This is a genomic window from Novosphingobium sp. BL-S-21, from assembly GCF_055521655.1.
This window is the reverse complement of sequence record NZ_CM145496.1, coordinates 424,800-437,671: the sequence shown is the minus strand read 5'-3', so window position 1 is coordinate 437,671 and position 12,872 is coordinate 424,800. Positions and strand designations below refer to the sequence as shown.

Annotated in this window: 12 protein-coding genes; 6 read left to right on the top strand and 6 right to left on the bottom strand. The window is 65.2% G+C overall.

The genetic code is table 11. The features are described 5' to 3' along the window. The first annotated feature begins 5 nt into the window (after positions 1–5). Positions 6–533: a nuclear transport factor 2 family protein gene (locus ACZ1J6_RS10440; RefSeq protein WP_431566588.1), complete on the top strand. Its 528-nt coding sequence runs from the start codon at positions 6–8 to the stop codon at positions 531–533. Between the two features lie 90 nt (positions 534–623). After that, the gene (locus tag ACZ1J6_RS10435; RefSeq protein WP_431566587.1) at positions 624–1,691 is read left to right on the top strand and encodes an ABC transporter substrate-binding protein; all 1,068 of its coding nucleotides are present in this window, start codon (positions 624–626) and stop codon (positions 1,689–1,691) included. Here the strand turns inward: ACZ1J6_RS10435 and ACZ1J6_RS10430 are convergent. From ACZ1J6_RS10430 to ACZ1J6_RS10420, 3 genes are all read right to left on the bottom strand, one after another. Next, entirely contained in the window at positions 1,673–2,476 is an 804-nt protein-coding gene (locus ACZ1J6_RS10430) for an SDR family NAD(P)-dependent oxidoreductase (protein ID WP_134092808.1), read from the bottom strand. The genes ACZ1J6_RS10435 and ACZ1J6_RS10430 overlap by 19 nt on opposite strands. A gap of 121 nt (positions 2,477–2,597) precedes the next feature. Beyond that, the gene (locus ACZ1J6_RS10425) at positions 2,598–3,518 is read right to left on the bottom strand and encodes an acyl-CoA dehydrogenase family protein (RefSeq protein ID WP_431566586.1); all 921 of its coding nucleotides are present in this window, start codon (positions 3,516–3,518) and stop codon (positions 2,598–2,600) included. Beyond that, positions 3,518–4,663, bottom strand: a complete 1,146-nt coding sequence (locus ACZ1J6_RS10420) for an acyl-CoA dehydrogenase family protein (protein WP_431566585.1) — start codon at positions 4,661–4,663, stop codon at positions 3,518–3,520. The genes ACZ1J6_RS10425 and ACZ1J6_RS10420 overlap by 1 nt, the downstream gene beginning before the upstream one ends. Before the next feature lie 261 nt (positions 4,664–4,924). Between ACZ1J6_RS10420 and ACZ1J6_RS10415 the strand changes: the two genes are divergently transcribed. The 4 genes from ACZ1J6_RS10415 (at position 4,925) to ACZ1J6_RS10400 (ending at position 8,530) form a co-directional block, all read left to right on the top strand. Further along, the gene (locus ACZ1J6_RS10415; protein ID WP_431566632.1) at positions 4,925–5,239 is read left to right on the top strand and encodes a Rieske (2Fe-2S) protein; all 315 of its coding nucleotides are present in this window, start codon (positions 4,925–4,927) and stop codon (positions 5,237–5,239) included. An 89-nt stretch (positions 5,240–5,328) separates the two neighbouring features. Beyond that, complete coding sequence (locus tag ACZ1J6_RS10410) at positions 5,329–6,510, top strand: acyl-CoA dehydrogenase family protein (protein ID WP_431566584.1); 1,182 nt, start codon at positions 5,329–5,331, stop codon at positions 6,508–6,510. After that, positions 6,507–7,508: an acyl-CoA dehydrogenase family protein gene (locus tag ACZ1J6_RS10405; RefSeq protein WP_465128081.1), complete on the top strand. Its 1,002-nt coding sequence runs from the start codon at positions 6,507–6,509 to the stop codon at positions 7,506–7,508. The genes ACZ1J6_RS10410 and ACZ1J6_RS10405 overlap by 4 nt, the downstream gene beginning before the upstream one ends. A gap of 77 nt (positions 7,509–7,585) precedes the next feature. Then, positions 7,586–8,530: a cation diffusion facilitator family transporter gene (locus tag ACZ1J6_RS10400; protein ID WP_431566582.1), complete on the top strand. Its 945-nt coding sequence runs from the start codon at positions 7,586–7,588 to the stop codon at positions 8,528–8,530. Between the two features lie 344 nt (positions 8,531–8,874). On the opposite strand, the gene ACZ1J6_RS10395 is transcribed toward ACZ1J6_RS10400, so the two are convergent. The 3 genes from ACZ1J6_RS10395 to ACZ1J6_RS10385 all read right to left on the bottom strand — a co-directional run bounded on the left by ACZ1J6_RS10395 (position 8,875) and on the right by ACZ1J6_RS10385 (position 12,758). Then, positions 8,875–9,897: an alpha-ketoacid dehydrogenase subunit beta gene (locus tag ACZ1J6_RS10395; protein ID WP_207912805.1), complete on the bottom strand. Its 1,023-nt coding sequence runs from the start codon at positions 9,895–9,897 to the stop codon at positions 8,875–8,877. Beyond that, complete coding sequence (locus ACZ1J6_RS10390; RefSeq protein ID WP_314468014.1) at positions 9,894–10,892, bottom strand: thiamine pyrophosphate-dependent dehydrogenase E1 component subunit alpha; 999 nt, start codon at positions 10,890–10,892, stop codon at positions 9,894–9,896. Before ACZ1J6_RS10390 ends, ACZ1J6_RS10395 begins: the two co-directional genes overlap by 4 nt. A gap of 177 nt (positions 10,893–11,069) precedes the next feature. Beyond that, positions 11,070–12,758, bottom strand: coding sequence for an FAD-binding protein (locus ACZ1J6_RS10385; protein ID WP_431566581.1), 1,689 nt, complete (start codon positions 12,756–12,758; stop codon positions 11,070–11,072). Between the last annotated feature and the right edge of the window lie 114 nt (positions 12,759–12,872).

Sequence of the window (12,872 nt, the reverse complement as noted above, 5' to 3'; positions counted from 1 at the left end):
ATGCCATGGCGATCGATGAGACGGCCCTGCAGGTCCTGCTCGACAAGGAGGCGATCCGCGAACTGGTACTGCTCTATTCGCGCGCCATCGACCGGCAGGATATCGAGCTGCTGCGCGATCTCTACGCGCCCGAGGCCACGGATACCCATGGAGACAGCTTCGATGGCAGCGCCGAAGACTACTGCGCCTTCATCGCCAGAGCCTTCCCTCACATGCCCTACAGCGGCCACCACGTCTGCAACCACCTGATCGCCGTGGAGGGCGAGCGGGCAAGCGGCGAAGTCTACGCTCTCGCCTGGCATCTCATCCCGGGACGGGGCGGGGACAGCGAAGAGGACTTCATGGCCGTTCGCTACATCGACAATTATCGTCGCTGCGCGGACGGCAAATGGCGTTTTGCCAAGCGCGTCGTCACCTACGATTTCAAGCTGCGGCGTCCTTTCTCGGGCGGCGGCACGCTGGGGCAAGGCACGGCGGATCCCAGCTATGCCCTATGCCCCCCATCCCTCTTCGCGCGCGGCAAACGCGCCTAGGACGGACGCCTCCGCAGCATCGTGCAGCCTTTTCCCGTCTGATCCATTGTCTGCCGCAATGGAAAGCAGCCGCGGGACTTGGAGCTGAAGATGGCAGGCGTGACGGTGGGCATACTCAACGACATGGCCGACCCGGCACCTGGCCCCGGCGACATCGGGGAATGGCTGGAACGTGAGGTTCAGGCGCTCCAAAACGCCGGCCGGATCGATTTTCCGGTCAATTTCGCTTTCGCCTACGGCCTGGGGCTGCCTTCCGGTACCTCGGAGGCCGTGGAGACGGCCTATCGCCAACTGGTCGACGCAGGCGCAGGGATGATCGTGGGACCGGCGATCGGCGACAACGCCCTTGTCATCACGCCCCTTGCCGAACAACTGCGGGTGCCGACGATCAACTGGGCCGGCGCCGAACGCGCCCGCGGGCGCTGGATGTTCCAGCTCCAGGTCGGCAGCCATGAAGACGAATCGCTGCTTATCGCCCGCCATCTCGCAGCGATCGGCGCCACCGGAATTGGTGTCATCCACGACCGTTCCGCCATTGGCACCCGGCATTTCAAGTGTCTCCAGGACGAAGCGCGCGTGTTGGGTCTGGAGATCGTCGCAGCGGAAGGCATCTCCCCCCTGGGCGAAGACGCCGGCGTTCTCACCCAAACCGTGCTCAAGAGCCGCCCCGAAGCGTTCGTCTATCTGGGTCTCGGATTGTCTGCCCCGGCCGCTGCCGCCGTCCTGACAGAGGCGGGCTGGACCGGACCGAAGATCATGAACACGGCCGGCCTGCGCGGCTATCACGGCGATTTCGCACAGGCCCTGGATGGCTGGCTCTATCTCGACCTGGTATCCGACGATAACCGCACCCTGCACCGGCTGCTGGCCGAGACCGCGATGGATAGGACGCAAGCCCCGGCCGTAGCCCGAGGCCACGACCTCGGCCGCGTGATCGCCGAAGCGCTTGCCCGGGCTCCGGACAGAAGCCGAGACGGGCTTCGGCTCGGGCTGGAGCGGGTCAAGTGGCTCCCCGCGGCGCAAGGCCGCGAGGGTACTCTGCTCGGCTTCGGGGTCTGCGACCGCGGGGCGCTTCACGGCCGCTACCTCGTCATGCGGCAATGGCAGGACGGCGTGAGCCGTGAAATCGCCGGCAACCTTCACATGGACGGCGCGTAACCCCCGTTGAGAGGATAAGTCTGGCCCGTGATCCATTCCGCTGCATCGGAGCACAGGAAGGTCACCAGGCCGGCAACGTCGCTGGACTTGCCGTAGCGGCGGATCGTGTAGCGGGACATCATGGTCTTGGCATGGTCGCCCTGCATGATTTCGGCGAGTTGCTCCTCGGGCATGTCCGGCATCAGCGCCGAGAGCGAAACCGCGTTGCAGGTCACGTTGTAGCGTCCCAGTTCCTTGGCGATCGACCGCACGAAGCCCTGGGCGCCGGCCTTGGCGGACGCATAGACCGCCAGCCTCGGCTCGCCGATGCGGCCGGAATCGGAAACGATGGTCACGATCCGTCCGCGCTTCGCCTCGACCATGTTCGGGATGAAGGCGAAGCAGCAGTTGTAGACGCCATAGAGATTGGTGCGCAGGTAGCGGTCCCAGTTCGCGGGGTCTTCTTCCCAGAAGGTCTGGCTGGGCCGGATCGTGGCATTGGGACCGGCCATGCCGGCATTGTTGACCAGGATCGTCGCCGGGCCGAGATTCGCGGTTACGGCGGCACTGGCGGCGCGGATCGCGTCGAGGTCGCCCACGTCGAAGGGCACGGCAAGCGCAGGCACGCCCAGCGCGCGGATTTCCTCGGCCACGGCTTCCGCCCGTTCGGGCACGAAGTCGTTGACGGCGATACCCCCGGCATTGTGACGCGCCAGTTGCAGCGCCGTTGCCCGGCCCGCGTTCTGTCCCGCTCCCGTTACGATCGCGACTTGCCCGTCCAGATCGATGAGATCCTGTGTCTTCATGGCATCCTCCACCTGATTTCGTTGTCAGGAGAAGACTTCGCATAGGGCATGGCACGGCGCGATGGACCGAGCGCCAATCCGTGCCCGATATCGCAGCGACGGTTCGCCCATCGCTGCGAGGCTATTCGCCCCAGAGCGCCTCCGCCGCGGCCAGGCCTTGCTCTCCGCGACCGCCCAGTTCCGAGGTGAGCAGCTTGAGGCGATACGTCCACAAATGCAGCGGATGCTCCAGCGTCATGCCCATGCCGCCCAGGAACTGATGGTAATCGTAGCACACCCGACGTGCCGCCTCCTGCGCGTGGAGCAGCGCCATCGCGGCATCTGCGGCCTCGCCCGTGGCTGCGGCGCGCATGGCCAGCCAATAGGCGCAGTTCGTGAGAACTTGCGCCTCTGCCAGCCGGTGGCGCATGGCCTGGAACGTCGCCAGCGGGCGGCCGAACTGCTTGCGCTCGGACACATAGGTCACCGTGCTGGCCAGGGCAGCTCCCAGCAGTCCGGCCGCCTCCGCCGCCATGGCCACCCGCCATGCGCGCGTGATCTCCGCTGGGTCGGCGGCATGCAGGGTCATCGTCTCGGGCATGTCGGCAAGGAACGCGACCGGATAGGCGTAGAGCGTATCCTCCTGCGCCGGCGCAATCTGCTCCTCGCGAGCGGTGAAGCTGCGCACGCCGGACGCGCCGACAACGACCACGGTGGCACCGGGCCGGAGGAAGCGCACCGGCGTGCGGGTCCGTCCTTCTTCCAACAGGCAGATCGGCCGCGGCAAGTCGGGATCGATCAGCGGACGGACGAGCGCTGAAAACGCCGCCTCCACTGCGAAAGGCAGGCGCGCCAGTTTCTCGACCACGAGGGCCGCCGTCACCGGGCCGAGTTCTTCCACGGCCTGGACATCGAGAAAGCCATTCTCCACCAGCGCTGCATCAAGCTCGGCGCTTTCCAGTGCCAGTCCGGCATCGTGCAAGGGGGCGGATGCGAAAGGCCGAGCCAGTGCCTCGACGAAATCGAGCACCTGCCTCTGGTCTTCATTGAGGGCAAGCTGCATCAGCGTGGCTCCCGCGGCAGTTCCAGCACATCGCTGGCAATGATGTTGAGCTGGATCTCTGCCGAACCGGCCGCGATCCCCGCAACGATCCCGCGCTGATGGTGCATCTTCAGATAGGGCGAACCGCCGGCGAGCGCCTCGGGCAGGAACTCGACCACGAAATCGCAGACCGCCCGCTCGGCCATGACGGTAGCGTATCGGGCGGAACTCGACTCCGCGCCGATCGCCAATCCCTCCGTCCGCTTCTGCACGACGGCATAGTTGGCCGTACCCGCCCCTTCGCAGAGCGCAGCGCAGCGCGCAGCTTCGATCCGAACGTGCTCGCGGGCGAAGTCTCCGCGATCCTGCAGCATGGCCACGGCCCGGTCGAGCGCGGCGCGGGCCAGCACGAACCGCGGAATGCCCAGACGTTCGTTGCGCAGCGAATAGGCAACGATCTCCCAAGCCTGCCCCTCCTCACCGAAGCGGGCGGTTTCGGGCACGGTCACGTCGTCGAAGAAGACCTCGTGAATATCGCCCTCGCCGATCAGCGAAGGGATCTGCCGCACGGTAATGCCCGGCGTGTCCATCGGCACGAGGACGATCGTAATCCCCTTCTTCCGGTCGTCACTGGTGCGGGTGAGCAGGAAGCAGGTGTCGGCCAGCCCGGCGTAAGAGGTCCAGATCTTCTGGCCGTTGATGACGTAATGGCCGTCGGTCAGCACCGCGCGGGTGCGCAGCGAGGCCAGGTCCGATCCGGCGTCCGGCTCTGAAAAGCCCTGGCACCACAGCGATTCCCCCTGCGTGATCGGTTCGAGGTAACGCGCCTTCTGTTCGGCAGTGCCGTACTTCTGCAGCGTCGGGCCGATCCAGTTGACGTTCATGTACTGGCCGCCGCGCGGTTCTCCGGCGATCCACATTTCCTCGGAAAGGATCTGCTGCTCCCACGGTCCCAGCCCCTCTCCGCCCATGTCCTGCGGCCAATGCGGAAAGAGCAGGCCCGCCTCCGCAAGTTTGACGCAGAAGCCGCGCGCGAAAGCGGTCAGCGCGGGCGAAGCAGGGCCATGCTCGGAGAACTTCTCCCAGTCATCCGGGAGATTGGCATGCAGGAACTCCCGAATCTTGTGCCGGAACGAATCCTGTTCCTCGGTCCATTCGAACTGCATGGCATCCTTCGTTTTTGCTTTCCCTGGAGTTACCGAGCGCCATCCCCGCTCACAAGCACGGGTCCAACGCCCCGGCGAAAACCGCCCGGGTATGGCGCGCAAGCGCACGGGAAGCGCTCCGGCACGCAGTCTGTGCTTGTCAGACCGCTTAATCGCGGCGGCGGCTTGCCCATGAAAGCAGCCTCACGGTAAGGCTTCCTGTTCAGGCCCCCTGCCCTGTTCGTGTGCGCCAGCGGGAGCCCAAAGAGAAACGGGATGACGATGACCGAGAAGAACTTCGTGGCCGTGGCGACATTGGACGAAGTGCCGCCCGGCACGAAGCGGGTGGTGGACGTGAACGGGCTCAGCCTCCTGCTGTGCAACACGCTCGACCGCCTGTTCGCGGTGCGCAACTTGTGCAGCCACGCTTACGAGACGCTGGAATGCGGGCGGATGCGGGGTGGCTGGATCTCCTGCCCGGTCCACGGCGCGCGCTTCGACCTTGAAACGGGCGCGCCGATCAATCCGCCTGCCACCATGCCGATCGAGACTTACGAAGTGCGGGTCATCGGCGACAGCATCGAAGTCGCAGTCTAGAGCGCGAACGGGGACTGACACGCCTCGATATCGCCGCGGCGACCCGCCCCTGTCTGGACGCCCCCACGGCCGGGCGGCAAGGACAGGGGATGACCGATACTGCCGATCTAGAAGCCCTGCGAATCGAAGTCCGCGGCTTCCTCCAAGCCGAAGCGCCCACCGGCTGGCGCGATGCCAGCCGCACGCAGGACGATTTCGTCCGCACCCAGCGCGACTGGTTCGGCAAGCTCGTCCGCGCCGGCTATGCGATCCCGCACTGGCCCGCCGAATATCCCGGCGGCGGCCGCAGCCTGGCCGAGCAGAAAGTGATCTACGAGGAACTGGCCGGCGCCGATTGCCCCCGCCTGTTGCTCTCGTTCGTGTCCACCTACCACGCCTTCGCCACGCTGCACGAATGCGGAAATGCCGAGCAGAAGGCGCGCTATCTGCCCAAGATCCTCGAAGGCGAGACGTGGTGCCAGGGCTTCTCCGAACCCGGCGCCGGATCGGACCTTGCCGCGATCAAGACGCGGGCCGAACGGAAAGGCGACGTCTACGTCATCAACGGCCAGAAAGTCTGGTCGACGATGGCGCAGTTCGCCGACAAGTGCCTGCTGCTGGCGCGCACTTCGTCTGACGGAGTGAAGCAGGCGGGCATCACCTACCTGCTGATGGACATGAAGGCGCCCGGCGTCACCGTCCGCCCGATCCACCAGATCCAGGGCGACGAGGAATTTGCCGAGATCTTCCTCGATAACGTGGAGATTCCCGTCTCCGAACGCGTGGGCGAGGAAGGCAAAGGCTGGGCCGTGGCGCAGGCGACGCTCGCCTCCGAGCGCGGTTTGACGCTGATGGAACTGTCCTACCGCATGCGCGGGGCTTTGGGCCGGGTCGCGAAACTGATCCGCGAGCATGGGCACGAGGACGATCGCGGGGTGCTGCGCGATTTCGGCACGCTCGTCACGCAAGTCGACGCCGTCTGCGCGATTGCCGACCAGTTCCTCGACAACCGCATCAACGGGATCGAGCGCATGGGCGACGCCTCCATCGTCAAGAACGCCTATAGCCGGGCCCTGCGCGCCTATTCTGCGCTGGGCCTGCGACTGGGCGGAATGGCCGAGCAATATATGGCGCCGATCACGTTCGGCGATCTCAACACCGGCAACTGGATGGCCGATTTCATGAATTCCTATGCCTGGACCATCGCCGGCGGCAGCGAGGAAGTGCAGCGCAACATCATCGCCGAACGCATGCTGGACATGCCGCGCGAGCCGAAGGGGTGGGTGCTGTGATCGAACTGAACGAACTCACCGACGCCGCGCAGAAGGCGTTCCCGGCGGAAAAGCTCTCCCCCTCGCGCGATGAAAGCTGGCAACTGGCCGCCGAAATGGGCTGGCTGATGGTACGCCTGCCCGAAGAAGACGGCGGCCTTGGCTTCACGCGGGAGGCTTCGACCGCGCTGCACCTCGAAATGGGGCGCGTGCTTTCCGCGATGCCGCTGATCCCGGCGCAGCTTGGCCTTCAGGCGATAGCCTCGAGCGAGAGTTTTGCCGAACGTGCGGACTGGCTGGAGCGAATGGCCGGCGGTGATTATGCGCCGCTGCCGATGCTTTCCGCCAGGCTGATCGAAGGATCGGACGGCACCGTTTCCGGCACGATCTCGGGCGTGTTCGAGGCGGACATGGCCGTCGCCGTGGTCGCGCAACTGCCCACTGGCTACGCGCTGGTGCCGCTCGACGCACCCGGCGTCTCGCTGATGGAGCGCGCGATCTGGGATCCCAGCCGCCGCCTGTTCGACGTGGTACTGGATGGGTATGCGCCCACGCTGATGCTCACCGACGCAGCGGGCGCCAAGACCCTGCACGACCGACTTTCCGGCGAAGCCCAACTCGCCCTCGCCGCCGATTGCATCGGTGCTGCTGGCGCGGCGCTGGAAATGACGATCGAGTATATGAAGGTCCGCCGCCAGTTCGACCGTCCAATCGCGCTGTTCCAGGCCCTGAAGCACCGCGCCGCCGACATGAAGACGCGCATCGTCGTGGCCGAGGCCCTGCTGTGGAAGCGCGCGCGCGACGAGCAAGCCAACGTCACCGAACTCGCCGCAGCCAAAGTCCTCGCCGCCGAAGCGTTCCGCTTCGTGACCGAGGAGATGGTGCAACTCCACGGCGGAATCGGCCTTACCGACGAACATCCCTGCCACCTGTTCCTCAAGCGCGCGCTGCTGAACCTGCAACTCTGCGGCAATGCCGACCTGTGGAACGAGCGCGTGGGACGTCAGGCGCTGGGCTAAATCGACAGCCCTTGCGCAACCTCGCACGGGCGGTGACAGTTGGGACTCTTCGAAGTCCTGCGAGGAACCGCCCCACGATGAGCGAGACAGGCAGCGTAGCTGCGCATTTCAAGGCCAATATCGTGCTCTACGGCGCGCTGGCGGCCAATCTGGGCATTGCCGTCGCCAAGTTCGTAGCCGCCGGGATCAGCGGTTCGTCCTCCATGCTGACGGAGGGCGTGCACTCGCTGGTGGACAGCGGCAATCAGGTCTTGCTGCTCTACGGCCAGAAGCGCGCCAGCCGAAAGCCGGACCCAACGCACCCGTTCGGCTATGGGCGCGAGCTGTATTTCTGGGCTTTCGTGGTCGCCATCCTGATCTTCGCGATCGGCGCGGGCGTGTCGATCTACGAAGGCTTCGTCCACATACAACAACCACACGCGATCGAAGATCCGACGCTCAATTACATCGTTCTGGGCATCGCATTCCTGATGGAAGGCGCCTCATGGGCCCTCGCCGTGCGCGAATTCGATCGCGGGCGCGGCGATCAGACCTGGTGGCAGGCGATCCGCCGCAGCAAGGATCCGCCCGGCTTCATCGTGCTGTTCGAGGACAGCGCGGCGCTGATCGGCCTCGTCATAGCGGCGGTCGGCGTCTGGGCCTCGATCCACTTTGCCGATCCGCGGATCGATGGCGTCGCTTCCGTCCTGATCGGCTGCGTGCTGGCGGGCGTGGCAATGCTGCTGGCCCGCGAATCCAAGGAATTGCTGATCGGCGAAGCGGCAGACCCGGTTCTCATCGCGCAAATTCGGGAGGTGCTGAACGGCCACCCTCGCATCGACGCGGTCAATCACATCCGCACGGTCCACACCAGCCCGCAGGCCATCTTCGTCGCCATCAGCGCGGACTTCGATGACAGTCTGATGATGGGCGAAGCCGAAACCCTGATCGAGGAACTGGAGTGCCGGATGAAAGCACTCTCCCCGTGGATTACGTCGATCTACATTCGCCCGGAAAGGCGGGCAGACGCGATGGTGTGGTGATCCGCCGCGGCGCGGCTTGACGGATTTTCGAAGGGCATCGCGTTTCGGGCGCTGCTGCGTTCTCATTCCCAAGCTCTTGCATATGCGCCCCCTCCCGCACTGCTCACAATCTCGTCGCCCCCGCGAAGACGGAGATGACGAGGCCAGAGGGGGGCTTAAGTCGAGCCAGTTCAAATCACGTCGGCATTGCTTGGAGGAAGCCGTCCCCGGCGATCTCTGCTTCAACACCGTCCCGGCAAGTTCCCTACGTCTAGCCCAGCCAGAAGTGCTCCATCGCCCTATAACGCAAAAAGGCCCCCGCATCGCTGCGGAGGCCCTTCCGTTTGAGTGAATGGCGGTGCCGTTCAGCCCATCGCGACGAGGCGCTGGGCTTCGGCAATGATCTCGGGCGGCTGCACGAGGAAAGCGTCTTCCAGCTTCTTCGCGAAGGGCACCGAGCAATAGGGCGCGCCAAGGCGGCCGACCGGGGCCTTCAGCTTGCCGAACAGCGTTTCCTGCACGGTGGCGGCGATTTCCGCGCCGGGGCCGAAATTACGGCCGGCTTCGTGGACCACCAGCAGGCGACCGGTCTTCTCGGCCGAGGCCAGAACAGTTTCCTTGTCCCACGGAGAGATCGTGCGCAGGTCGATCACTTCTACCGAGACACCCGCCTTGGTCAGTTCCTCATAGGCCTGCATGACGGTGAACATCATCTGGCCATAGGAGACGATGGTGATGTCCGAACCGGGTGCAACGACATTCGCCTTGCCCAGCGGGATCGGGCCCTGATTGACCGGCACGTCCATCGGCACGAACAGCGTCTTGCCGCTTTCGACGATGATGACCGGGTCCGGGTCCTGGATCGCCGAGAGGTAGAGGCCCTTGAAATCCGCCGGGGTCCAGGGGATCACCACCTTGATGCCGGCAGTGTGGCAGAACCACGCCTCATAGAAGTCGGCATGCTGGCCGGCAGTCTGGTTGCCCGCGCCGGTCAGCGTGCGGATCACCATCGGCACCTGGCTCTGACCGCCCGACATGAAGCGCAGCTTGGCCGCGTGGTTCACGATCATGTCCATCGCGACCGCCGTGAAGTTCATCAGCATGATTTCGGCAACGGGCTTGTAACCGCCCATGGCCGCGCCGATGGCCGCGCCGATGATCGCCTGTTCGGAGATCGGCGTGGAGCGCACGCGCATCGTGCCGAACTTGGTGGAAAGCCCGCGGGTAACGCCAACGACGCCGCCGCCTTCGTTATCCGCAATGTCCTCGCCCAGCACGAGGACCTTGGGATCGGCCTCCATCGCCTCCATCAGCGCAGCATTGATTGCCTGAAGGCCGTTCATCTTCACCGTTTCCACGGCGGGGGCTTCGAGAGTTTCAGTGCTCATGCCGGAATCTCCTCGGCAAAGACGTCGCGGCGCAGTTCGTCGTCGGACGGGTATTCGCAGGCCATCGCGAATTCGATGGCGTCGTTCACTTCGGCCTCGATCTTCGCGGTCAGCGCGTCGAGCTGCGCCGCAGTGGCAATGCCGTCGTCGATCAGCTTCTGGCGATAGATCGGCAGCGGATCCTTGGCGATGGCTGCCGCCTTCTCTTCCTTGGTCATGTAGCCGTCGGCGTCGCCGAAGACGTGGCCCATGAAGCGGAAGGTCTTGCATTCCAGCAAGGTCGGCCCCTCGCCCGCACGCGCACGCTCGATGGCGGCGTGGGCGTGGGCATAGACGTCGACGGGGTCGTTGCCGTCCACGGTGTAGCCCGGCATGCCGTAGCCGATCGCGCGCTTCGATATCTGGTCGACCGAAGTGCCGTTCTCGTAACGGGTATGCTCGGCAAAGCCGTTGTTCTGGCAGACGAAGATCACCGGCAGCTTCCAGACGGAGGCCAGGTTCAGCGCTTCGTGGAACGCGCCGATGTTGCTGGCGCCGTCACCGAAATAGGCCACGGTCACCTGCTTGGTGCCGTCCAGCAGGGCCGCCCACCCGAAGCCGTTGGCGATCGGCATGGACGATCCGACGATGCCCGTCGTCACCATCACGCCGGTTTCCGGGTGAGTGAGGTGCATCGGGCCGCCCTTGCCCTTGCAGGTGCCGTCAACGCGGCCGCAGATTTCTGCCCAGAGCGGGCGGAGCGGCATGTCCTTGGCGACCATGTCGTGGATGCCGCGATAGATCGTGCAGATCTTGTCGTCGTTGTTCAGCAGCACCGAGATGGCTGAGGGAATGCATTCCTGCCCACGCGCCGAATAGTACGGCGCGGTAATGCGGCCGCGACGGATCTGGGTGCGGGTGGCGTCATCGTTGCGCTCGATCCGGATCATCCGGCGGTAAATGTCGAGCTGCGTCTTGGCATCCGGGGATGCCCTGTTCTCCAGTGTCTGGCTCATGTGTCCTCTCTCGAGCAGCCTCTCCGCCCATAGGTGAACCTTGCGGGCTGAACTCAAGTTCAGTACCGCAAGGGCAAGTGTGCGCAAGGGGAGGCCAGACCGCCGCAGCGTTATCGACCAACCGTCGCACCGGCGATGCCTCTCGACCGGCGCTTGACCGCCGACTTCACGCCGCTGTCAGACCTGGTTGCCCAAGCCTGCCGCATGCCTGGCGGCAATCCAGCCGAAGGTCATCGAAGGACCGACACTGGCCCCGGCGCCGGGATAGACGCGGCCCATCGGCGAGGCCGTGCTCACACCGCAGGCATAGAGCCCCTCGATAGGCGAGCCGTCAGCCCTGAGCACGCGCGAGTCGCTGTCGCAGACGACGCCGCCGTAAGTGCCGACATCGCCGGGAACCACCGGGATCGCATAGAACGGGCCCTGCTCGATGGTGCCCATGCAGGCATTGGGACCGTCCTTGAAGAAGGGATCGCCCAGCCAGTTGTCGTATGCCCGGTCGCCGCGATGAAAGTCCTCGTCCCGCCCGCCCCGGACGAAACCGTTCCAGCGCTCGACAGTGGCCTTGAGGGCCTGCTCCGGCACTGCAATCTGCCCTGCCAGCGCCTCGATGCTGTCTGCCTTGCGCATCCAGCCCGACGTCAGCCAGGCGGTCATGTTCTTCTTCGCCATGCCTTTGCCGGCAACCGCATATTCGTCCATGTACTGCTGATCCATGATCGCCCAACTCGGGATCGCGGGGACCGTGCGGTTGCGCAGCAGCATGTTTTCGCAGAACTCTTCGTAGGAGCCGCCCTCGTTCATATAGCGAACGCCGGTCTGATCGACCTGGATGGCATGCGGCTTGCCGGTGGTGCTCTGGGTACCCGGCTTGACGTAGTCCGTATCCCAGCCCGGGGCTTCCGACATTTGGAACCCGACCATCTGGTCCATCTGGGCGAGCACAGCGCCCTGGCGCTCAAGTTCGGCATGCATGTCGCCCGTGTCGCTTTCGATGCCGTTCGACCACGCGGCGCGCGTTCCGGGCATATACTTGTCGCGCATCGCCTGGTTCTGCGAGAAGCCGCCGGCATTCATCAACACGCCCAGCCGCGCGCCGATCCGCCAGGGCCTGCCGTCCTTGACCGTCACCACGCCCAGCGCGCGGCCATCCTCGACCACCGTTTCCGTGACCGGGCTGTCGGTGCGGATCTCCGCCGCCTGCCGGTCCAGCACGGCCTTGAGCATCCGCCCCTGCAAGGCGGCGCCCGCCGTCACCCAGTGCTTGCCGGTCAGCTTGCCGGCGATGATCTTCACCGCGGTCTTGAGGAGGATCTTCTTGATCGCCCAGGAATGCTTGGCGAAAGGCAGCTTCATACCATCGTCGAGACGGATGGGCGCCTCGGCAAAGCCCTGGCGCAGCTTGCCGGCCCATGACTTGCCCAGCGCGTTCTTGTCGAAAGGCACGGCGGTGACCGTGCGACTGGTCTTCATGCCCCCGGGCAGATCGTCATAATAGTCGGGCCAGAAGCGCGAGCCACGCTCCATCGCCACGCCCTGGGACACGATGAAGTCCAGCATCCGGGGCGCCTCCCGCGCATAAGCGCGGCGGCGTTCGGGGCTGGTCCCGGGGCTGTCGTCACCATCGGGAACGACCGCGTCAAGGTATTGGCAAGCCTGCTCGAAGCTGTCCTCGCCCGGGTCCATGAAGCGGTTGTTGGGGATCCACATGACCCCGCCCGACTTGGCCGTCGTCCCGCCCACCCACGGCGACTTCTCCAAGATGAGCACCGACTTGCCGGCCTGCTTCATCAGCAGCGCCGAGGCCATGGAACCGGCTCCGCTGCCGACGACCACCCAATCGAAGCTCTCGTCGAACTGCGCCATTTACGCTTCCTCTTCCATGACCCGCAGCTGGTGCCGTTCAGGCGTTCAGCGAGGTAGAACGGAACCGCCCGGCCTTGGCAAGGCGAAGAGGCCGACAAAGGCTTGCAAGAGCGA

Bases quoted from the DNA above. Each gene is read 5' to 3' on its own strand.
- ACZ1J6_RS10440 (WP_431566588.1), top strand. From the start codon at position 6: ATGGCGATCGATGAGACGGCCCTGCAGGTCCTGCTCGACAAGGAGGCG.
- ACZ1J6_RS10435 (WP_431566587.1), top strand. From the start codon at position 624: ATGGCAGGCGTGACGGTGGGCATACTCAACGACATGGCCGACCCGGCA.
- ACZ1J6_RS10430 (WP_134092808.1), bottom strand. From the start codon at position 2,476: ATGAAGACACAGGATCTCATCGATCTGGACGGGCAAGTCGCGATCGTA.
- ACZ1J6_RS10425 (WP_431566586.1), bottom strand. From the start codon at position 3,518: ATGCAGCTTGCCCTCAATGAAGACCAGAGGCAGGTGCTCGATTTCGTC.
- ACZ1J6_RS10420 (WP_431566585.1), bottom strand. From the start codon at position 4,663: ATGCAGTTCGAATGGACCGAGGAACAGGATTCGTTCCGGCACAAGATT.
- ACZ1J6_RS10415 (WP_431566632.1), top strand. From the start codon at position 4,925: ATGACCGAGAAGAACTTCGTGGCCGTGGCGACATTGGACGAAGTGCCG.
- ACZ1J6_RS10410 (WP_431566584.1), top strand. From the start codon at position 5,329: ATGACCGATACTGCCGATCTAGAAGCCCTGCGAATCGAAGTCCGCGGC.
- ACZ1J6_RS10400 (WP_431566582.1), top strand. From the start codon at position 7,586: ATGAGCGAGACAGGCAGCGTAGCTGCGCATTTCAAGGCCAATATCGTG.
- ACZ1J6_RS10395 (WP_207912805.1), bottom strand. From the start codon at position 9,897: ATGAGCACTGAAACTCTCGAAGCCCCCGCCGTGGAAACGGTGAAGATG.
- ACZ1J6_RS10390 (WP_314468014.1), bottom strand. From the start codon at position 10,892: ATGAGCCAGACACTGGAGAACAGGGCATCCCCGGATGCCAAGACGCAG.
- ACZ1J6_RS10385 (WP_431566581.1), bottom strand. From the start codon at position 12,758: ATGGCGCAGTTCGACGAGAGCTTCGATTGGGTGGTCGTCGGCAGCGGA.